Annotated in this window: 20 protein-coding genes and 1 riboswitch; of the genes, 10 read left to right on the top strand and 10 right to left on the bottom strand. The window is 52.7% G+C overall.

Features of this window, described 5'->3' with window-relative positions:
* Nucleotides 1–78: 78 nt before the first annotated feature.
* The 5 genes from MRBBS_RS08570 to MRBBS_RS08555 all read right to left on the bottom strand — a co-directional run bounded on the left by MRBBS_RS08570 (nucleotide 79) and on the right by MRBBS_RS08555 (nucleotide 2,644).
* The gene (locus MRBBS_RS08570; RefSeq protein ID WP_201764336.1) at nucleotides 79–732 is read right to left on the bottom strand and encodes a GntR family transcriptional regulator; all 654 of its coding nucleotides are present in this window, start codon (nucleotides 730–732) and stop codon (nucleotides 79–81) included.
* 269 nt (nucleotides 733–1,001) lie between these two features.
* Entirely contained in the window at nucleotides 1,002–1,184 is a 183-nt protein-coding gene (locus tag MRBBS_RS08565; RefSeq protein ID WP_014871075.1) for a hypothetical protein, read from the bottom strand.
* Nucleotides 1,177–1,341 (bottom strand): hypothetical protein, encoded by a 165-nt coding sequence (locus MRBBS_RS19645; RefSeq protein WP_014871074.1) that lies wholly within the window; start codon nucleotides 1,339–1,341, stop codon nucleotides 1,177–1,179. The genes MRBBS_RS08565 and MRBBS_RS19645 overlap by 8 nt, the downstream gene beginning before the upstream one ends.
* Nucleotides 1,342–1,457: 116 nt before the next feature.
* Complete coding sequence (locus MRBBS_RS08560; RefSeq protein ID WP_050996617.1) at nucleotides 1,458–2,270, bottom strand: sterol desaturase family protein; 813 nt, start codon at nucleotides 2,268–2,270, stop codon at nucleotides 1,458–1,460.
* 74 nt (nucleotides 2,271–2,344) lie between these two features.
* Complete coding sequence (locus tag MRBBS_RS08555; RefSeq protein ID WP_041635182.1) at nucleotides 2,345–2,644, bottom strand: DUF6166 domain-containing protein; 300 nt, start codon at nucleotides 2,642–2,644, stop codon at nucleotides 2,345–2,347.
* Between the two features lie 268 nt (nucleotides 2,645–2,912).
* On the opposite strand from MRBBS_RS08555, the gene MRBBS_RS08550 reads away from it, so the two are divergent.
* Nucleotides 2,913–3,815: a phytanoyl-CoA dioxygenase family protein gene (locus MRBBS_RS08550; protein ID WP_014871071.1), complete on the top strand. Its 903-nt coding sequence runs from the start codon at nucleotides 2,913–2,915 to the stop codon at nucleotides 3,813–3,815.
* A gap of 273 nt (nucleotides 3,816–4,088) precedes the next feature.
* Here the strand turns inward: MRBBS_RS08550 and MRBBS_RS08545 are convergent, their stop codons facing one another.
* Nucleotides 4,089–5,333, bottom strand: coding sequence for an iron-containing alcohol dehydrogenase (locus MRBBS_RS08545; RefSeq protein ID WP_014871070.1), 1,245 nt, complete (start codon nucleotides 5,331–5,333; stop codon nucleotides 4,089–4,091).
* Nucleotides 5,334–5,486: 153 nt separating this feature from the next.
* Here MRBBS_RS08545 and MRBBS_RS18645 point away from each other — a divergent pair, with 153 nt between their 5' ends.
* From MRBBS_RS18645 to MRBBS_RS08520, 5 genes are all read left to right on the top strand, one after another.
* Entirely contained in the window at nucleotides 5,487–6,239 is a 753-nt protein-coding gene (locus tag MRBBS_RS18645) for an alpha/beta fold hydrolase (RefSeq protein ID WP_014871069.1), read from the top strand.
* 412 nt (nucleotides 6,240–6,651) lie between these two features.
* Nucleotides 6,652–7,722: a TRAP transporter substrate-binding protein DctP gene (dctP, locus tag MRBBS_RS08535; protein WP_014871068.1), complete on the top strand. Its 1,071-nt coding sequence runs from the start codon at nucleotides 6,652–6,654 to the stop codon at nucleotides 7,720–7,722.
* 63 nt (nucleotides 7,723–7,785) lie between these two features.
* Entirely contained in the window at nucleotides 7,786–8,343 is a 558-nt protein-coding gene (locus MRBBS_RS08530) for a TRAP transporter small permease subunit (protein WP_014871067.1), read from the top strand.
* 3 nt (nucleotides 8,344–8,346) lie between these two features.
* Entirely contained in the window at nucleotides 8,347–9,669 is a 1,323-nt protein-coding gene (locus MRBBS_RS08525; protein WP_014871066.1) for a TRAP transporter large permease, read from the top strand.
* Nucleotides 9,670–9,697: 28 nt separating this feature from the next.
* Nucleotides 9,698–10,036, top strand: a complete 339-nt coding sequence (locus MRBBS_RS08520) for an FAD-dependent oxidoreductase (protein ID WP_083847018.1) — start codon at nucleotides 9,698–9,700, stop codon at nucleotides 10,034–10,036.
* 331 nt (nucleotides 10,037–10,367) lie between these two features.
* Here the strand turns inward: MRBBS_RS08520 and MRBBS_RS08515 are convergent, their stop codons facing one another.
* Genes MRBBS_RS08515 through MRBBS_RS08505 form a run of 3 tightly spaced genes read right to left on the bottom strand, consistent with a single transcriptional unit; the run spans nucleotide 10,368 to nucleotide 16,098 of the window.
* Nucleotides 10,368–13,490 (bottom strand): efflux RND transporter permease subunit, encoded by a 3,123-nt coding sequence (locus MRBBS_RS08515; RefSeq protein WP_041635181.1) that lies wholly within the window; start codon nucleotides 13,488–13,490, stop codon nucleotides 10,368–10,370.
* Complete coding sequence (locus MRBBS_RS08510) at nucleotides 13,490–14,773, bottom strand: efflux RND transporter periplasmic adaptor subunit (protein ID WP_014871063.1); 1,284 nt, start codon at nucleotides 14,771–14,773, stop codon at nucleotides 13,490–13,492. Before MRBBS_RS08510 ends, MRBBS_RS08515 begins: the two co-directional genes overlap by 1 nt.
* A 5-nt stretch (nucleotides 14,774–14,778) precedes the next feature.
* A complete protein-coding gene (locus tag MRBBS_RS08505) occupies nucleotides 14,779–16,098 on the bottom strand; it encodes a TolC family protein (protein WP_014871062.1) in 1,320 nt (439 codons plus the stop codon).
* A 222-nt stretch (nucleotides 16,099–16,320) separates the two neighbouring features.
* Here MRBBS_RS08505 and MRBBS_RS08500 point away from each other — a divergent pair, with 222 nt between their 5' ends.
* From MRBBS_RS08500 to dmeF, 4 genes are all read left to right on the top strand, one after another.
* Nucleotides 16,321–16,671 carry a hypothetical protein gene (locus MRBBS_RS08500; RefSeq protein WP_014871061.1) on the top strand — a complete coding sequence of 117 codons (351 nt, stop codon included), beginning with the start codon at nucleotides 16,321–16,323 and terminating at the stop codon, nucleotides 16,669–16,671.
* Between the two features lie 156 nt (nucleotides 16,672–16,827).
* Entirely contained in the window at nucleotides 16,828–17,094 is a 267-nt protein-coding gene (locus MRBBS_RS08495) for a hypothetical protein (protein ID WP_014871060.1), read from the top strand.
* A gap of 298 nt (nucleotides 17,095–17,392) precedes the next feature.
* On the top strand, nucleotides 17,393–17,671 hold the full coding sequence (locus MRBBS_RS08485) for a metal/formaldehyde-sensitive transcriptional repressor (protein ID WP_041635179.1): 279 nt from the start codon (nucleotides 17,393–17,395) through the stop codon (nucleotides 17,669–17,671).
* A gap of 142 nt (nucleotides 17,672–17,813) precedes the next feature.
* Nucleotides 17,814–18,758: a CDF family Co(II)/Ni(II) efflux transporter DmeF gene (gene dmeF, locus MRBBS_RS08480; RefSeq protein ID WP_014871058.1), complete on the top strand. Its 945-nt coding sequence runs from the start codon at nucleotides 17,814–17,816 to the stop codon at nucleotides 18,756–18,758.
* Nucleotides 18,759–18,802: 44 nt separating this feature from the next.
* Here the strand turns inward: dmeF and MRBBS_RS08475 are convergent, their stop codons facing one another.
* Nucleotides 18,803–19,360, bottom strand: a complete 558-nt coding sequence (locus MRBBS_RS08475; protein WP_041635178.1) for a manganese efflux pump MntP family protein — start codon at nucleotides 19,358–19,360, stop codon at nucleotides 18,803–18,805.
* Nucleotides 19,361–19,363: 3 nt separating this feature from the next.
* Nucleotides 19,364–19,536: riboswitch (yybP-ykoY riboswitch) on the bottom strand.
* Nucleotides 19,537–19,542 lie beyond the last annotated feature (6 nt).

Raw genomic sequence — 19,542 nt, 5'->3', positions numbered from 1 at the left:
TCATTGCAAATGGTCCGCATTATTGAACTGCCTGTCAGGCTGGTGGGTGAATGTAGTGAAGCTCGCGGTTAAGATTGGCTACACCGTGGCTCGTGCAAACTGCTCAATATAGTCAATGAGTTTGTCCGAGGCCTCGGCGGCGCCATCACCATCTCCGCGACCGATCGCGCGGGCAAGATTGGCATGCAGACTCGCGCACAGCGGCAGATCGAGAGCCTCTTTGTAATGTTGATACCAGAACCGCCGGGCGAGCCCTTGCAGCAGCCCCATGGTTTTCCGGGCGTAGTCGTTACGACAGGTACTGGAAATGAGGGAATTGAATTCCTGGTCGAGACGCATAAACTCTACGTCGTCGTTGCTATAGGAGGTCTTTACCATAGCATCCGCTATCTCTATGAATTGCTCGTGCTCTAGCGCAGTGGCGCGACCTGCCGCCAATCTTACCATGAGGCGCTCGACTTCCCGACGCACTCGCAACAGTTCCAGTTGGCTTCGGACATTTACTTCTGAAACAAAAATACCGCGCCGGGGCAGAATAACCACCAGACCTTCGAGAGCAAGCCGTTGGAGTGCCTCGCGGATAGGCGTACGTCCAATGCCAAGCAGTTCGGTCAACGAGGCTTCTGACAGCACCTCACCAGGCGAGAGTTGCAGGGTCACAATCAACTCTTCCATTTCCTTATAAGCTTGCTCGGTCAGTGTACCGGTATGCTTCCTTGCTGTGGTCCTCACAGGCGTGTGTAACGTCTTTTCTAGCACCTAGTTCCCTCCAAAAGAATGTGGCGCAGTGCAGTGGGCGACGTAGCTCGCTTTACATTACCGCCGCCGACACTGACATATATTTCATCGACATGAAATTAGCGTTACGTCAGAGGACACCATTGTAGATCGCCCAGACGTTGACTGCGATCCTGGTACCCCGTGCGATTGATTCGGTTACTTTTAACGGCCTGCTCTGTGCTCTGGGGCTTGGCAGGTGATCGAACTAAACACATTGGACATTAGCGTTTACTGTCTTTATTACCCGCCTCTGGAAATAACCACAGGGTTGCGATCATAAAAGCGCCCAGCCCCAGTACCAACCATTGTGTCACTTCCTGAGCTGCAGACGCTTGATAGAAATGAGAGACGACTGCGACAATGATCACCAGAACGGTGAGGATAGCCTTCATACGGTTAGGCATGGTTCTTCTCCTTCAGTGAAGTAAAAGGAAAGCCAAAAGACGCTTCGGCTCTAACAACCCACGACTTGGGCGACCCTGCAAACGCCACCAAAGCGGCACTCACACTGAAGGTAGGCAGAGCATAAAGACCCATCACCAGATAGGGTGCCTTATTCATGGCCAATCCCCGCCTCTGGCACCCCTTTAAAAATTGCGTCATCTACCAAGTCAACTTTGTAGGCGACCTGGTAGGTGTAACAGAAGCAGCCCTTGCCCTTCCAGTTCAAACGAGGCTCACATCGTCTGGACATCTGCAGAGCCGCCCTTCACCGCCGCAGCGCGATTGCCCCGAGGTGTGCGCGAGGTCTTGCGCATGTTCTGTTTAACGTATTTGGTGCTATAACCGTTAAAAAGATGGCCCAGGAGCCCCCTGTTAAGGTCAGACGTCCCGAACAGCCAGTCTCCAATCGGAAAGGTCAGGTTCATGTTGCGTTCCATCATAATGGACTGGTCATGATGTGCCGTATGATGGCGGCGAATGGTGTTAACAAACGGCATATTACGCACGAACCAGTTCTCCTCCACGTGACAGCAAAAGTGCATGAACTCATACAACAGATACATGCTCGTTGTACTCACCATGACTAGCCACCCCACGTTCGGTGTCAGTATCCAAGCCGCGATTAGGGCACCGGGAATAGAGATTAGAATAAAGATGATCAAAGCGAAGGGTGGAAAGAACGTCACCCGCCAATCGCGATGGTCGGAAAACCGCATTTCGTGTTCCGTAAAGAATTGGTGGTGCATCAGCGTATGTCGGGTATAAACCGCTTTGAGGCCAGGGGATCGGCGCGGCCGGTGCATGACCTGAGCATGCAGATACCACTCGAAGATGTTACATATGAGGAGGACCACAGGAATGGCTAGCCATTCCCACCACTGAACCGCGTTCAGGTTTTCAACATAGATATAGATCGCCGTAAAGCCGATTATGTAAATGACGGCAACGTGCAGCCACCCATTGTACCAGCCTGCCAGGCGGCTCCGAAAAAGCTCACGGTAGTTCCGCTGTCGATCTTTCATCTGTGAATTTGGAAATTCCATCATTCATACCTCATTTGGAAGGTACCGCCGTTGATCGCACCGCTTGGCTTTTCGCGGTTGCGTATACTGCCTGCCACTCAGGCCCTGGCTCCGATATTTTCAAGTGCTTCATCAATATCTGCGGCTGTCATCTCCCACTCATTATTGAAGTTAGCCACAATCTCACGCATGAACAGCTCATAGTTGGCCAGGGCATGCTCGTTTCCCCTGACGTCCGCAAGTATGGCCAGGGCGAGCTGTGCAGGCGACGCGCCCTCATATCCCCACTCAAAACCATCCTCGGAGACCACTTTTAAGTCAAAGTTCTGGTCCAGTGAAATCCCATCGACAGTCACTTCAAGCCCGTCAATAGTTCGATCACCTCTATATGTCTTCATGCGTGCACCCCAGACAATATTTTGTATTCAACTGATATATTAGATAAAAAGTAAAGTCATGGCAAGCCCTTTTAAATCGCGCACCGATAGACCTACTTTTTACTGCGCAGTGCCTGCGAAAGAGCTGCAAAGCCGGAAGAGAAGTGATGGGAACGAATCTTCACATGAGAAGCATCAGTCTGATATATTAATCTTGGGTCACGCGTGGCGCATAGTGAATTCGGATCGGCGCCCCATATCCATAAAAATAGAAGAAGGAGAATTGCGTATGGCTCCCGAAGACATTCTGGCTCTAACGCCACGCTTACTGACACAGGCACAACGAGAGTTTTACTTCGAGAATGGCTACCTGCTGCTTGAGCGCATCATTCCCGAAGAATGGATAGAAAAGCTGCGCCATGCCACGGATGAGGTGGTGGAGCAAACCCGACAAATGACTCTCTCTGACGCCATATGGGATCTGGAAAAGGGGCACTCAAGCGAACAACCTCGATTGAGGCGCCTGAGCAGCCCGGTGGACCACCACGCCACATACTGGCGTTATGTTTCCGAGTCGCTCCTGGGCGATATCGCCGCGGACTTGCTGGGCCCCGATGTGATGTATCACCACACCAAGCTCAACTTCAAAGCGCCTTCTGGGGGAATGGACGTTAAGTGGCACCAGGATATCCAATTCTGGCCGCACACTAATTACTCACCTCTCACCATAGGCACCTATTTGTACGATTGCTCGCCTGAGCAGGGCCCGTTAGGAGTCATTCCTGGCAGCCACAAGCTCCCTCTGTTTGATCTTTACGACGACCATGGGAATTGGACTGGTCACTTGAACAAAGCCGATCTGGCTACACTGGACACAGAAAATGCCCAGTACCTGTCGGGGCCGGCAGGTTCGGTGACTATTCATAACTGCCGCACCATCCACGGCTCAGCAGTAAACAAGAGCAACAGCGGTCGGCCACTATTTCTAACAACCTTGTCATCGGCAGATGCCCTTCCCTACACTCACAACCCGATATCCACACCCAATTACAATCAGGCCATTCTCCGCGGAAAACGGGCACGCTGGGCTCACCACGACCCGCGCCCCTGTCAAATGCCGCCGGATTGGTCGGGCGGCTACACGTCGATCTTCGACCTGCAGCAAAAGTCGGGCTCCACCAGCAAGATGTGATGTAAAGAAGCACGCGGCTTGTTGAAGCAGGTCTCGAAAATTTTCAATTGCAGCAGCCACTGGAATGTTGTCTGAAGGACAAAGAGTGGGACAAAGGATGAGGAGATCACAGGCCGGCCCGCTCTCTCGATGACTCTGTTGAATCTCAGGGCACCAAGAGTAGTGGACTGTCGTCCTTTGGCTTGTTAACGCAGCGCTGGAGCCGCAACTGCGACCGGGCCCAGACCGCTCGCGTAATAAAAATATCGCTTTGGGCTCGTTTCCCCACGGGGATTAAATCTTTCGCTCCGCGTCCAGCGTTCCTGCAAAGGCATTTCTGACGATGCGCTCATAAACGGCTTCTGCTGGTTGAATGGGAAAGGCCTTGGTCAAGCGCGTGACAGCCAAACCGTTTTTGATGAGGCCTGGGAGCTGGGATTCCTTGACGCCAAACTCAGCCAGACTAACCGGAACCCCACACTCGGCTACCAGATTTCGTGCGCGGATCACCAGACGCCGAGCAAGTTCGTCCGGGTCTGTCGCCGTTTCGCCGATGGAGCGGGCTATGTGTGCGAGGTCATCACGCCGAATGTCGCGCAGCGCATCCAGCACGTAGGGTAGATAGACCGCGTTCGTGCGCCCATGAGAAGCATGAGTCAAGCCCGCAAGCGCATACGCCAGGGCATGCACTGCGTTCAATCCGGCGCTGCCGTATGACAGCGCCGCGTAAAGACTTGCAGCCGCCATCGCTTCACGGGCCGGACGATCCGTACCGCTAACATAAGCCGTATTGAGATGGGCAAAGCAGAGCCGTATGGATTCCGCAGCGAACATCCGCGTCAGTTCGTTGCAACCCGCGTAAACCGGGTCCGGGTCACTGCCTCGGTCGAACTCTGTTGAATCCTGTGTGAGATAGGATTCCAGAGCATGGGTCAAGGCATCCAGCCCGGCATCTGCAGTGACGTTCGGCGGGCAGCTCAGAGTCAATTCTGGGTCGATCAGCGCTATGGCCGGGCGCAGGTCATTAGACATCACCGCCACCTTCGTGGCGCTTGCGCTGTCCACAATAATCGCGCCTGCGGTGATTTCGGAGCCGGTCCCGGCCGTCGTGGGAATCGCAACGAGAGGTAGAGGCTGCCCCGGAATGCGACCTTCGCCAACGTAGTCCTGAGGCGTTCCACCATACTTGATTAAAATTGACAGCACCTTGGCCAAATCAATGTTGCTCCCTCCACCCAAGGCGATTACATGGTCGATGCGCTCGCGCCAGCCCTTTTGTTCGATCTCCCTCTGCGCTTCGAGGCATACCTCAACGGTAGGATCTGGAATACCTCCGTCAAAAACGAGGCTCTCGATGCCCGAAGCTGTTAGCGACGCCTGCAATTCGCTGACAAGGGCCGTCTGTTGGCTGAAAAACCGGTCTGTGACAATAAGAGCCGCTTTGTGGCCCATTCGCTGCAGCAGCGGAGCCAGTTTTTTCCGCGAACCCCAGCCTCCAATAATCCGAGATGGTACAGACAAAAAAAGCCGATCAAGCATAGTTGCTTCCCCATTGATATATCAGTAGTGTATTAAGGATATTATCATTTTAAAGCGAGCGCAACTTCGTCAGCACAATCCCAAACCGCCACGGAAAACGAATTTTTACCTGCCCTAAAACTTCATCTTTGGCCTGACTTTTGAGGAACGCCCATGACCTTTTTCCCCATTGCTGGACCCGCCGGCCAACTCACTGGCCTGAGCACTGCTGACGCGGACATAGACGCCATGCCCATGGTTCTTTTGCACGGTATCCAAGGTTCAGCCCGAGCCTGGGACGAGGTACTCAAGCATCTCCCCAATCGGATTCCCGCCCTCGCTCCCAATCTGCGCGGACGCGGCGGCTCAGTTGCGCCAACCGACCCTATGGCCTACACAGTGGGTTGTTTCGCAGACGACCTGGCGGCCGTGTTAAACGCGCTAAAAAGACCATGCTTGCTGGTGGGCTGGAGCATGGGGGTGCTGGTGAGCCTGGCGTACCTGAGGCGCTATGGCACGAGCCGGCTCGGCGCTTTAGTACTGATAAGCGGAACCTCTCAAGGCAACGAATGCCATTGGTTCAGTGGCGAAAATGCCGAAGAGATAGCGAAAGAGGCCGAACTTCGGGCCAGCCGCATGGCACTGAAAGAAAGCGCCTCCCCAGTGGCCGCCGCCGGGGCCTGGCTGTCTGTCACCAGCACTGATTTTCGCTCAGTACTGCCGAGCATCGAATTGCCAACTCTGGTAATACATGGCAGTGCCGATGACCAATGCCCCCTCGGCCACGGGCAGCTAATCGCCGATACGATACCGGGTGCGGAGCTTGTCCTCCTCGATGGTGGCTTACACAACATCCTGGCCCAGAACCCCGCTTGGGTGGCGGGGCATTTGGTTCATCTTTATGACTCTGTCACGCGGCTTCCCTAATCCGCTTAACTCACACAGTCTAAGGACCCACCCGCGAACCGTTATGCTTGCGCTATTCCCGCGTTGTCGCCATGACCGCTTGTTCAACCCTCATCCGCGTTAGTAGCCACCGGCCCCAATTGCTGTGTATTAGCGAGAAAAAAACCAAATTACAGCAACAGATATATTTTTTGTATATATCGAGATTCGATGCTATTGGTTAATGGTCGCTATCACGGATTTTAGGCTGCGAGCGACAATTTGCCAGCGACGCAATATTGCATTCGTTGAACTGGGGAGTCCGGCAGACGTTCTGCCTTCAACCTCGTAACAGGCATCAGGCCATTGATTCCAATCGATCTACTGGTCTAAACAAAAACAATACTGCCCAAATTGCGTGCGCGCGATATACGGCAGAAGAGGACATGAGCAGATGGCAACACTCCAACTCACTCTGAAGAAATTTACCATCATCGCGATGGTAGTCACTTTGTTCTCGGCCATACACACCGCTCAAGCCGAGGAACCGGTTCATAACTTCAAGATGGCAACAGGCTGGGCCGGCGGCCCGCTCTCCACGATCGGAGCCCAGGCTTTTGCCGACAACGTCGAACAGCTCTCCAACGGCCGCATCAAGGTCCAGGTATTCACAGGCGGCGCACTAGGCAATGCCCTGAAGGTCTCCGAAACCGTGAAAAACGGGGTTGCAGAGATGGGCCACACCTGGATGGGCTACGACTGGGGTAAAGACAGCACAACAGTCCTGTTTGGAGGTTATGCAGGTAGTCCTGATTCCGAGCGAATGCTGCATTGGCTTTATCAGGGTGGTGGCGTGGAACTGCAGCGTGAGTTCCGGGAAGAGAAATTTGACGTTATCTCCTTTCCACTATTCATCAGGACGGCAGAGGTATTCCTACACTCCCGCAAACCCGTCAAAACTCTCGAAGACCTCCAGGGCCTTAAGCTACGTACTGCCGGAGCCTGGCTAGAGATGTCAGCAAGCTTGGGCGCTGCCCCGGTAACAACGCCTGGCGGAGATGTTTACCCCATGCTTGAGCGAGGAGCCATTGATGCAACTGAATGGGGAACACCTTGGGAGAATATCTCACCGGGTTTCCACAAAGTTGCCAAGTACGTGATCATCCCCGGCATTCATCAGCCTGTAGCTCCTTTTGAGTTGGTCATAAACAAGACTGCCTGGGGCACGCTTTCAGACCAGGATAAGCAAGCCGTCGAAACTGCAGCAAAGCTGACCACTCTTAACAGCTGGCTACGTATCGGGCAGGAAGATGCAAAGGCGATGAAGTTCTACGTGGCAGAGGGCAACGAAATTATCGAACTGGACCCTGAAGTCCAGTTTAAAGCCCAGGAAATCGCCAAGACCTGGGCAGAAAAACAGGCTACCGACAACGAATGGTTTGCCCGAGTCTACAAAAATCAGCAGGAGTTCCTAGCACTCTGGGAAGACGCTGACTCTTACCGCAAGGTCCTGACTCGCAAATAAGTAACGAAGGCCGCTGTGTCGCACCCCCAGCAGCCTTTTTTTTGCCCGAAACACGAGGTTCTTATGCAAGCCATCCTTAATCTGATCGATCGGATTATCGGCTCGACGGGAGTTGTTGGCGCTTGGCTTGTAGCTCCGCTAGTGCTGGCAAGCTGCTACGAAGTCATCGCACGCTATGTCTTTAATACGCCTACTATCTGGGCTTTCGAGCTAGGGTATATGCTAACCGGCGCAAATTTTTTGCTTGGAATGGCTTATGCCTTGCGCGAGCGTTCACATATTCGCATAGAGATTTTCTACCAGCATTTCACGCCAAGAGTCCGGGCCATTGTAGACATCCTTACTTATGTGGTGATCGTCATACCGATCTGCGCCTGGCTGACTTATGGTCTTTATGAGTACGCTATTAACGCATTTCTAAGCCGCGAGACAACCGGAATGTCCGCCTGGAATCCACCTATCTGGCCTTTCAGAGTGTCCTTCGCCCTAGGCTTTCTGGCCCTCGCGCTGCAGGCACTGGCCGAGTTAATCAGAGCCATCCAGATTCTGCGAAACGGCGTCGAACACGATTCCCCCGACGTGGCCGATGATATTTTCACTCATCAAGCGGAGACCCCCTAGCCCATGTCGCTGTTTCCCTTATATATGTTCCCCCTACTCTTTGCACTGCTTCTGGTCGGTGTACCGGTGGCTTTCGCGATGATGTTCACTGCAACCGTCTTCGGTTACATGGTGTTCGACCAGGCGTTAATCCACCAGTTTATCGAGAAGATTAGCGACGTGGCTTCAAACTACGTACTCGCCGCGGTAACACTGTTTGTTTTCATGGGCTGCATGCTAGAGCGCGCAGGCATCGCCAAGCGCCTGTTCGAAGCCATGCATTTATGGACTCGCCGTGTTCCAGGCGGCCTGGCTCTCGGCACTATTCTGATGTGCATCGTTTTCGCGGCCTCAACGGGCGTCATAGGCGCGACCGAAGTAGTGGTGGGGCTGTTGGCAGTTCCTATCATGATGAAGTACAAGTACGACAACGGATTAATGGCCGGCACTATCTGCGCCGGCGGTAGCCTTGGCACCATGATTCCGCCCTCCGTGGTCGTGGTCATCATGGGGCCGTTGGCCCAAGTGTCAGTGGGTGACTTGCTGCTAGGGATGATTTTTCCTGGTCTGATTATGGCTAGTTTATACATGGCATACATAGTCATACGCTGCATCATACAGCCGTCAGCAGGCCCCGTTATTCACGCTGGTGACGAACCTGAGCTACCCCTGTCCGAGAAGCTCCGAATCACTGCCACCGCTTTAGTGCCCCCCATGCTAATGGTTTTCGCAGTACTGGGTTCCATAATGCTCGGTTTGGCTTCCCCGACCGAAGCTGCAGCCCTAGGTGCGGCAGGCGCGGTGCTGCTAACTATTTTCTACGGCCAGTTCAGCCTAACTGTTCTCCACCAAGCGTTTCTGAAGACCCTGCGGATCACCGCGATGATCATGACTATTCTGCTGGCTGGAAGCATGCTCACCGGGATATTTATCGGTTCGGGTGGTGTAATTCTTACCGAAGAACTTGTTGGCGCCTCCAACCTGAGCCCCTGGGGTCTATTGGGAGTCGTGCTGCTAATGGCATTCGTGGGTGGAGCATTCCTGGACTGGATCTCCGTGATACTGATCATGATCCCCATGTTCACGCCTATCATGGTGAGTATGGGCTTTGACCCGGTCTGGTTCTGCATCCTGTTCCTTATCGTGATCCAGACCAGCTACCTTACCCCCCCGATGGCGCCGGCGATCTTCTATCTTCGCGGTATCACCCCTAAGTCAGTTACTACGGTACAGATGTACAAAGGTGTGCTGCCTTTTATTGGCCTACAGGTACTGACTCTGATTCTTGTCATGTATTTTCCGAACCTGGTGCTCTGGCTGCCGGATAAACTTCTAGGTTTCTCGTGACGGGAAATCTGAAGAATCACTAGGGCCTATTTGGGGTCAAGACGACCGTATTGCCCGTTCCCCCTGGCCAATTGAGTTGCACAGCGGAGATCGGCCCCAGCTTCATTGGTTACTCGAGGACAACTACGAAGTGGCGTACGAGTGCTTCGTACCAAAACGCGGTGAAGGGTTGCTTGCGGCTGGCCGCTGCCTTTCAGCCGAGCACGAAGCCATGGCGTCGGCCCGGGTAACGGCCCAATGTTTCTCCTATGGGCATGCTATCGGCCACGCCGCGGCCACATCGGCCCTCGATGGTGTTGCGCCGCGGGAAATCGACGGCCGGGCCATTCGGGATCGACTCAATCGTGATGGCGCCCAGCTCGACTGAGTACCTACCCTATTCTCCAGCTTCCTTTCGGTTACCTGATCGCCGCAGTCCCTCGCGTGCAAGGCCCTAGGTGGCAAATTCTCGATGCCACTGGGCAAGCTGGTTTAAGTAAAACTTCTCACGCCTTCACAGGGGACCTAGCTCCCCGCGTTTGCAGGTATCCGTTTTGGCCTGACGGTATCTTAGAGCGCCCCGATTTCTATGTTAACTCAAAATCAGTTGGTTCGTGCTTAGGTTGGCACACAAAGCAGAGTGAATGGTTCTTTGCATCGCTTCAGGAAAAAAAGCGCAAGAGCCCAGTAACTCTGAGCTCCTGCACTTTACCAAAACTCTAGTTTAAGAGCGGTTTGCGCCTCCATAAATAGAACAAGACGGGAATCACCAATAGCGCCAAAATGACCGCGGTGAGCATGCCGCCCACCATAGGCGCTGCAATTCGACCCATTACCTCGGAACCTGTTCCGGTGCCGACCATAATGGGAATCAGACCACCGATGATGGCGGCCGCGGTCATCATCACCGGCCGCACTCGCATACCGGCACCGTGAAGCACCGCATGACGGAGCGTTTCCCGCCTGGGCGTCAGGCCTTTCTGTTCGCAGGTTTCAAGCATCGCCTGATAGGACTGGTTGAGGTACACAAGCATAATGACACCAATCTCCACCGCTACGCCCGCCAATGCAATAAAACCAACGCCAACCGCGACCGAGAAGTTATAACCCAACAGATACATCAGCCAAACAGCTCCGATCATTGCGAACGGAAGCGTACCCATGATGATGCCCACTTCCGCAAAGCTCCTGAAGTTCAGAAACAGCAGGATGATGATAATCGCCAGTGTCAACGGAACCACGTAGGTCAGCTTTTCTTTAGCGCGAAGCATGTATTCATATTGGCCCGACCAGGCGATGGAGTAACCCGCCGGCAGGTCTAATTCTGCCTGCACGACCGCCATCGCCTGTTCAACGTAAGTGCCCACGTCTACATCCTCTATATCCACAAAGGACCAGCCGTTAAGGCGAGCGTTTTCACTTTTGATCGCCGGCGGCCCATCTTCTATCCGGATATCGGCGACATCGGCAAGCGCAATCCGCTGGCCTGAAACCGTCACGATAGGCAGCTGTTCCAGTTTTTCGGGAGAATCCCGATAGTCTTCCGGATAACGCAGGTTAATGGGGTAACGCTCAAGACCCTCGATAGTTTTGGAGACATTAATTCCACCGATTGCGGTGGCAATCACTTGCTGTACGTCCGCGATATTCAGACCATAACGGGCAGCACGCTCGCGGTTGATGTCCACTTTGATATACCGACCGCCTGCTACGCGCTCTGAATAAACCGAAGCCGTGCCGGGCACGTCTGCCAGAATTTCCTCCAGACGTTTTCCAACATCCTCGATGGTTTTAAGATCCGGGCCGGCGATTTTAATGCCCACGGGTGTTTTTATACCCGTTGCCAGCATGTCAATGCGGGTGATGATCGGCATTACCCAGGCATTGGTGACACCAGGAAATTGAATCAGTGTGTTGAGTTCCTCTTTGAGCTTGTCCGTGGTCATGCCCTCGCGCCACTGATCGCGGGGTTTGAGCTGAATGAAGGTTTCTATCATGGTTAAAGGTGCTGGATCGGTTGCCGTATCCGCACGCCCTACTTTGCCGAACACGGTCTCCACTTCCGGCACCGTCGCAATCAATTTGTCCGTCTGCTGAAGTAACTGACGTGCCTTGCCGATTGAGATTCCAGGATAGGTCGTTGGCATGTACATCAAATCCCCTTCGTCCAGCGGGGGTATGAATTCGCTACCGATTTTTGTTGCAGGCCACAGGCCGACAGCCAATACCAGTAGGGCAGCCAACACCGTCGACAGGGGAAACCTGAGCACCAACTTCAAGACCGGCATATAGGCACCAACCAACACCCGATTGAGGGGATTTTTGTGCTCGGGCAACACGTTACCCCGAATAAAGTAGCCCATCAGTACCGGAACCAACGTCACAGCAAGGAACGCGCTGGCCGCCATGGCGTAGGTTTTGGTGAACGCCAGTGGTGCAAACATTCGCCCTTCCTGCGCTTCAAGCGCAAACACGGGCAAGAAACTGACCGTAATGATCAACAGCGAGAAAAACAGCGCGGGGCCAACTTCAGAGGCAGACTTGGCGACAATCTCCCATCGGTTCTCGGGTGTGAGTGGCGTTCGCTCCATATGCTTGTGCATGTTCTCTATCATAACGATGGCCCCATCGATCATGGCGCCGATAGCAATAGCGATGCCGCCGAGAGACATAATGTTGGCGTTAATGCCTTGCCAGTACATGACGGTAAAAGCCATCAAAATGCCCACAGGTAAGCTGATAATAGCCACCAACGAAGAGCGGACGTGAAACAGAAAGACAATACACACCAGGCCGACGACCAGAAACTCTTCCAGCAGCTTAAAAAAGAGATTGTCGACGGCGCGTTCAATCAGGCCAGAACGGTCGTAAACCGTAACTACTTCAACGCCATCAGGCAGACTCGATTGGAGTTCGCCCAACTTGGCCTTGACGCCATTAATCGTTTCCTGGGCATTTTCACCAAATCGCATCACCACGATGCCACCAACGGTTTCACCTTCCCCGTTAAGTTCGGCAATACCGCGCCTCATCTGTGGCCCCACTTCGACACTGGCCACATCTTTGAGCAGAATCGGTGTGCCGTTTACATCCAGACCCAGCGGAATCACCATCAGGTCCTCTCGGGATTCAATGTAGCCGGAGGTACGCACCATGTATTCTGCTTCGGCCATTTCGATGACCGACGCTCCGACTTCCTGGTTACCCTGCTGAATCGCTGTTTGGATAAGCGACAGGGGAATTCCCAGGGCGCGGAGCTTTTCCGGGCTGACCTTGACCTGATATTGCTTCACCATGCCACCGAGCGCAGCCACCTCCGATACCCCGGGCACCGTTTGTAATTCGTACTTCAGAAACCAGTCCTGCAGGCTGCGCAACTGACTCAGGTCGTTTTGCCCTGTGCGATCAACCAATGCATAAAGATAAACCCAGCCAACACCGGTGGCGTCCGGCCCTAATTGCGGCCTCGCTGAATCTGGCAGGTTGGGTGCCACTTGCGACAGGTACTCCAGAACTCTGGAACGCGCCCAATACATATCGGTATCTTCATCGAAAATCACGTAAACGTAAGAGTCCCCAAAAAACGAATAGCCACGCACGGTTTCCGCACCGGGAACCGACAGCATGGCTGTTGTCAGGGGATAGGTGACTTGGTCTTCTACGACTTGCGGTGCTTGCCCCGGGAAACTGGTTTTGATGATAACTTGCACATCGGACAGGTCCGGAAGCGCATCGACCGGGGTTTTACTGAGTGAGTAAAGGCCCAGCCCTGATATTAATAGGCTCGCCAGCAACACCAAAAAACGGTTTCGGATGGACCAATGAATAATGGATGTAATCATCATTTGGTTCCCTCACGATCCATAGTCTCGTGGACCATCTCGCCGTGATCTATCGTACTGGCCGCCATGTTCGACATGCGTTGAAAATCGGAGGTCTTACTGGATTCGGAATCAATCAAGAACTGGGCCGATGTGACCACCGTATCGCCCGGCACGACACCGCCGAGAATTTCAGCGTACTGGTCACCTACCCGTCCAACATCCACATTAACGGACTTGAATACGCCTGAACCCAATGCCAGCACCAATCGATCGCTCTGGCCCGTTCGAATAACCGATTCGCGAGGCACCAGCAGTTGCCGTTCTGCCCTTGGGCCCTGAATGTTTAACTCTACAAACATGCCGGGCAGCAAGGTGCCATCGGCGTTGTCAAAACGCATTCTCACCCGCGCCGTACGAGTTTTGGAATTCACTTCCGGGTACACATAATCCACCTCGCCCGTCCATTGACGCCCAGGCAGGTAGTCCAGCGTCATCACCACGCGACTTTTGGGTGCAACCGTCGCCAACTGACGCTCAAATACTTCGCCAATAACCCACACCTCATCCAGTGCTGCAATGGAGAGGACTCGATCCCCTGGCTTGATAAACATACCTTCGCGAACATTGAGGTTGTCGATAACACCAGAGGTGGGCGCATACACTGTTAACGTACGCCGTGTTTCGCGGGTTTTGGTCAGCTGTCGTATGGCGCTTTCCGGCACATTGAGGGCCGCGAGTCGTTCCTTGGCGGCATTGATCAAACGCTCATTACCGCGGTTTAAAGCGAGGACTAATTCATCCTGAGCGTTGACCAATGTGGGTGAGTAGAGTGTATACAGAGGCTTGCCCTTCTCGACCGCTTCGCCCGCTGCCTTCACATAAAGCTTCTCGATCCAACCCTCAACCCGAGGGTGGACATGAGCCATATCGTCTTCGCTGTACTGAACGTATCCCACCGTTGTTATGTTATTCGGCAGTCGCCCCTGAGTGACCGGGCCCGTTCTCACGCCCAAGTTATTAACCACGCTGGGTGAAATACGAACCGTGCCTGGGGCGTCGTCACCCGACCCACTTTCGGCATAGACAGGAACCAGATCCATTCCCATGGGCGATTTACCCGGTTTATCACTCTTAAAATTGGGGTCCATGGGCGCTACCCAATGCACGGGTTCTTTACTGGCACTACTCGTGACCTCGACCACCGAATCCTTTGATGTGTCGGGGGCAAACCAATAGGTTGCTGCGGCTCCGGCCACGCCACCTAACAACAGAAAGCCCAATGGGCGAATAACATTTGCCATGAGTGTTAATCCTGAGAATTTTTCAGTGAAAACGAGGGGGAGTCAGAGGTGTCAGCGGTGAGATAGCGAAAGTTCGCCACGTTTTTGGCACGCTCAGCCGTCATCTTGATAAAATCAACCTGTGCGTTGAGCTCCGCGATGCGCGCACGTACCGCTTCGGCAAAATCGCCATCATCGTTGTTGTAAGCGGAGAGAGCTGCACCCGCCTGCTCCGCTATTTGCGGAAGCAGCGTTTGCTGGTAAAGCATAATGCGATCATCGAGCCGGTTAATTCGGGCAGCCGCAGCACGCGCTTCGGCTGTTAGTCGCCGAACCTGCAGTATTCGATCAGACTTCGCTGCTTCCACCCGCGCGATTGCCGCGCTTACGGTGCGGTCCTGGCGATTGCCGGTAAAAAAAGGCAGGTCAAACCCAATCCCGACTGAAAAGAGATCCGCCCGGTCTTGCCCGCCCGTAATTTGGTCCCGATATCCATACTGCGCCGATACGGTCCATTCAGGCTTGTAAGCCTGACGAGCCAACTCAATGTCGATAGACCCAGCATCAATCAACTGGTCCGTGGCCCGAATTGAGGAGTGAGTGATCGCGGAGTTGGAGTTGGTATAAGACAGCGTATTAACAAGCTTGGCTAACAGATTAGAGGGGATATGCTCGCTTACCCGTAAACGAAACGTATCAGCACCTACCCACTCTCCCAGCTCTTCCTGAGCGGTTTCCAACTGCAAGTGAAGCCCCGTTAAGCGGTCATCAAGGCGGGTTAATTCAAGAGATCCACGAATGATGTCCTGCTGCCGCGAACCGGTCATCGTAGAGGTGTACCCGGCTTCAGCAACGTCTGCCAGCTGCTCAAAAAGGCCCCGATTGTTGTCAATTATTCGAATGCTCTCTTGCGCTTTCCAAAGCTCAAGCCACAGGTAGGTTACCGATCTAACCACCAACTCCTGTCGATTCTCCCGCTGAAACGACTGGGATCCCGCGAGCTCTTGCTTTCTATCGCGGGCGAGAGACCGACTATCACCACGAGGAAATCGTTGGCTGAGGCCAATAGTGGCTTGTGTCATGCCCTCTTGGCCAGTATCGAAGGTATCAGTGGGAAGGTTTGCGGCGCCCAACGTAATGCGTGGATCTGGTAAGGCACCTGCTGCAACGGATTCATCAAGAAGCGCCCGTTGCAGATAAATGCTTTGGGCTGACCATGGATCGCCTCGAATGGCAATATCAATGGCGTCTTCAAGGGCAAGTGTCGGTTCAGCAGAAACACCAAGACTCGTTAAAAGCAAGACACCTATTACCACTTTTTTATATACACGAACAAAATCATTCAAGTTCTATTCTCCACTGAATTAGTGCGCAGCGAAGAATCATAGAAGTGCTATCTGAACTCAGCCTGAAATTTCAAAACATATTGTGTAATTTTGATCTGAGTCAATCGATATTATCTACTGGTAAATATCAATAAAATTATTACTTTTATTTTATTACTTATTTCAGGGTGAGTTCAGGAAGAGATGGTTAAATCTTTCCATCAACCAACCAGGAGGTACATCATGAAAGCACCCATTTTATTTTTAGCCGCAATTACTTTATCTACTGGAGTTTTTGCCGGCAACATGCAGCAAGACACTATGAGCAGCGCTTCGATGCAAGGCGATATGAGCTCAATGCACAGCAATATGAAATCAATGCACAACAACATGAATTCGATGCACAGCGGCATGAATAAAGAAGCAAAACATACCGAGGTGCTCAAGAATAAGGACATGCAACGCCTTCATAGAGAAATGACACGCAACGGAATGTCTGAAGGTGGTATGGAAGCTCGGGTTGATATGATAACGGAAAAAGGTAGAGCCTTCCACCGAGCATTGGAGCAGGATCAAAAAAACACCGCAGGATAACTCCTCGGGTTAGATTGATTCGAAAAAGCTCAAGGGTCGTTAGCACTATTTAATTCGCGCTGGTGACACCTTGTGAGATGAGCAGAAAAACATATAAACCTGAAATAAATCTGAATTACGTTTTAACGAACAGCAATTCAAAGCAAGGAGTTCAACATGAAAAATATCATTATCGCGACTGCAATTACAGCCTTGTTCTCAATGACCGCAAATGCCAACTCTGGTTTAGCGGATCGCGTTAACGAGGCGCGAAGCTATCCAAATAAAACAGTCGAGACCGTTAGCCCTAAAATGCTGCATACGCAGCATAAAGAAATACACATGAAAATAGATAAAGCTGAATATAAAAATCACTCGAATTCATCGGGTTCAAATCATGCAGAACAGCTGCGTGCTCAAGACACCAGACACCAGAAATCGTAATAAACATATCCAGCCATGCCTCACTTAGCATGGCTGGTTCTTGCCTTATGCCCCGCCAGGACAGCTACGACGTACTGGCTTTTTGGCTGAGCCGTTGCTCTCTTTATCGGGAGCCCAACCTTGTCTACGTCATACGGCCTGGGCGAAGAAGTCAGCTGATAGTTAACTTGGCATCCGAAAATCAGTGCGTCGTCCCTCGAACTGTTGTTCATCGTTTCATTGCTAACTTACATTTATAGCTCTTTTCCGTCGTCTATTATACTATACCCCCCTACCCTATAATTTTGACTAGTCACCCATGAGCCATATCACACATAACAAAGCCAAGTTGCTGGGCCGTGTGCGCCGTATACGCGGCCAGGTTGAAGCGTTAGAACGAGCCCTTGATACAGATAAAGGCTGCGCTGAGGTGTTACATCAGATCGCCGCCGTCCGCGGTGCCACAAATGGTCTTATGGCCGAAGTCATGGAAGACCATATGAAAATGCATGTCGCCAATCCCAATATCACAAGCGACGCCGAGCGCAACCAGGGTGCCAATGAACTGATGGACGTCATTCGCACCTACCTCAAGTAAACGCGTTCGCCAATAAGAAATGTCGGCTATTCGGCGCTGCTCGAAACACTTCAAACGCTAGAGCGAACGCCGGTTTAATCGAAATGAAAGTCAGGCGCCGTGGAGCCTTACTCAACGAAACCTATTATTAGGACGCGGACGTATGCATGAAAAAGATATTTCAGAATGGCACCATGACCACGCTTTTGGGCAAGACCAGAAACGGTCTGGTGAAAAGCGCACAATAATCGTCGTCGGACTGACTCTGGTGATGATGGTCTGGGAAATTGCAGCCGGCCTGGTCTATGGCTCCATGGCACTGCTTGCCGACGGCCTGCACATGGGCTCGCATGCGACGGCGCTGGGCATCGCTGCGTTCGCATACGCGTACGCCAGAAAAAACGCCACTAACGCCCGCTTCAGTTTTGGTACCGGCAAAGTGAATGCACTGGGAGGATTCACCGGTGCCCTACTTTTAGCTGGATTCGCACTTTTTATGGTGATTGAAAGCGTCGACCGCTTTATGAATCCGGTTGTCATTTCGTTCAACGGAGCTATTTTTGTTGCGGTTATAGGTTTGATCGTAAATGGCGTATCGGCCTGGCTTCTTGGCGACGATCATAATCACAGCCACGCCCATCAGGAAGATGAGTCACGCAGCCACCATCACCACAGCCACCACGATCATAATCGCCAAGCGGCCTATTTCCATGTTCTGGCCGACGCGCTCACCTCTCTCTTGGCCATTATCGCCCTGCTTGCCGGCAAATATGCGGGATGGAATTGGATGGACCCGGTTATGGGCATTGTTGGAGCCATACTCATCACCCGCTGGTCTTGGGGCCTACTGCAGACCACTGCGAGCGTATTACTCGACGAACAGCAAGAAAGTATCGTCCAGGACATCAAACGCGCGGTGGAATGTGACGACACGCGTGTGAGTGATCTCCATGTCTGGTCGATTGGCCCCAATCTGTACGCCGCGATTGTCGCGATCGTTGCCCACTATCCGCAGTCTCCCGGCCATTACCGTGACCGAATCCAAACCGGCCATTCGTCGCTCGTACACGTGACAGTGGAAGTCGAAACTTGCCCATCGCATTCCTAATGGCATTGCCACCCAAGGGCATGAGATAGATCAATTGGTGAGAGTTAAAGATTGCCTGACAAGATCCACACACCAACGGCAATCAGTGTCAGACCGCCCATAATTTCAGCCTTCTGACCGAACAGTGAACCCACGACTCGTCCCAGCATGACGCCTAACGTAACCATTACCGTTGTGGCCAAGCCAATGAGCCCAGCGGCCAGAAATATGTTCACCTCTACAAATGCCAGGCCTGCACCCACTGCCATCGCATCAATACTGGTGCCAAATGCGGTCAAAGCAATCTTAAGAAAAGAATGTCTGGCGGGTTGTTCTATCTCTTCCCTACATGGATGCAGGCCTTCATAGAGCATGTGTAAGCCAAGAGCCACCAATAACGCGAACGCTATCCAGTGACCCCAAACATCCACATAAGACGCGGCGATATTACCGATTAACCAACCGATAAGGGGAGTGATGGCCTCAATTAATCCAAAAATAAGGCCCATTCTTAACGCTTCGAAGAACCGGGGACTTCTAAGGCTTGCGCCCTTGCATATGGCTACTGCAAACGCATCAGTAGACATTGAAAGAGCCAAAAAAAGAAGGGCTATGGGGTTCATTCGATGTTCTCCGGCCGGGCGTTGAGTCCACGACATATCCACACGCCCGACCATCAGGCATGGATATATCGATGGTCTCGCCAACCGAGAGGTGTTCGCACCATGGCATTTGGCCAGGTATGTTGACACGAACTCTTCCGAATACCGGAAGCAGGCTACTCCCCAAAGAGCGCCAAATCTAA

The sequence above is a fragment of the Marinobacter sp. BSs20148 genome (genome assembly GCF_000283275.1).
In the GTDB taxonomy this organism is placed as follows: Bacteria; Pseudomonadota; Gammaproteobacteria; order Pseudomonadales; family Oleiphilaceae; genus Marinobacter; species Marinobacter psychrophilus.
The sequence above is the reverse complement of the archived record's forward strand: the minus strand, read 5'-3'. Positions and strand labels throughout refer to the sequence as shown.

Excerpts from the sequence above, each read along its gene's own strand:
- MRBBS_RS08565 (WP_014871075.1), bottom strand. The coding sequence starts at position 1,184 with ATGCCTAACCGTATGAAGGCTATCCTCACCGTTCTGGTGATCATTGTC.
- MRBBS_RS19645 (WP_014871074.1), bottom strand. The coding sequence starts at position 1,341 with ATGAATAAGGCACCCTATCTGGTGATGGGTCTTTATGCTCTGCCTACC.
- MRBBS_RS08560 (WP_050996617.1), bottom strand. The coding sequence starts at position 2,270 with ATGATGGAATTTCCAAATTCACAGATGAAAGATCGACAGCGGAACTAC.
- MRBBS_RS08555 (WP_041635182.1), bottom strand. The coding sequence starts at position 2,644 with ATGAAGACATATAGAGGTGATCGAACTATTGACGGGCTTGAAGTGACT.
- MRBBS_RS08550 (WP_014871071.1), top strand. The coding sequence starts at position 2,913 with ATGGCTCCCGAAGACATTCTGGCTCTAACGCCACGCTTACTGACACAG.
- MRBBS_RS08545 (WP_014871070.1), bottom strand. The coding sequence starts at position 5,333 with ATGCTTGATCGGCTTTTTTTGTCTGTACCATCTCGGATTATTGGAGGC.
- MRBBS_RS18645 (WP_014871069.1), top strand. The coding sequence starts at position 5,487 with ATGACCTTTTTCCCCATTGCTGGACCCGCCGGCCAACTCACTGGCCTG.
- dctP (WP_014871068.1), top strand. The coding sequence starts at position 6,652 with ATGGCAACACTCCAACTCACTCTGAAGAAATTTACCATCATCGCGATG.
- MRBBS_RS08530 (WP_014871067.1), top strand. The coding sequence starts at position 7,786 with ATGCAAGCCATCCTTAATCTGATCGATCGGATTATCGGCTCGACGGGA.
- MRBBS_RS08525 (WP_014871066.1), top strand. The coding sequence starts at position 8,347 with ATGTCGCTGTTTCCCTTATATATGTTCCCCCTACTCTTTGCACTGCTT.
- MRBBS_RS08515 (WP_041635181.1), bottom strand. The coding sequence starts at position 13,490 with ATGATTACATCCATTATTCATTGGTCCATCCGAAACCGTTTTTTGGTG.
- MRBBS_RS08510 (WP_014871063.1), bottom strand. The coding sequence starts at position 14,773 with ATGGCAAATGTTATTCGCCCATTGGGCTTTCTGTTGTTAGGTGGCGTG.
- MRBBS_RS08500 (WP_014871061.1), top strand. The coding sequence starts at position 16,321 with ATGAAAGCACCCATTTTATTTTTAGCCGCAATTACTTTATCTACTGGA.
- MRBBS_RS08495 (WP_014871060.1), top strand. The coding sequence starts at position 16,828 with ATGAAAAATATCATTATCGCGACTGCAATTACAGCCTTGTTCTCAATG.
- MRBBS_RS08485 (WP_041635179.1), top strand. The coding sequence starts at position 17,393 with ATGAGCCATATCACACATAACAAAGCCAAGTTGCTGGGCCGTGTGCGC.
- dmeF (WP_014871058.1), top strand. The coding sequence starts at position 17,814 with ATGCATGAAAAAGATATTTCAGAATGGCACCATGACCACGCTTTTGGG.
- MRBBS_RS08475 (WP_041635178.1), bottom strand. The coding sequence starts at position 19,360 with ATGAACCCCATAGCCCTTCTTTTTTTGGCTCTTTCAATGTCTACTGAT.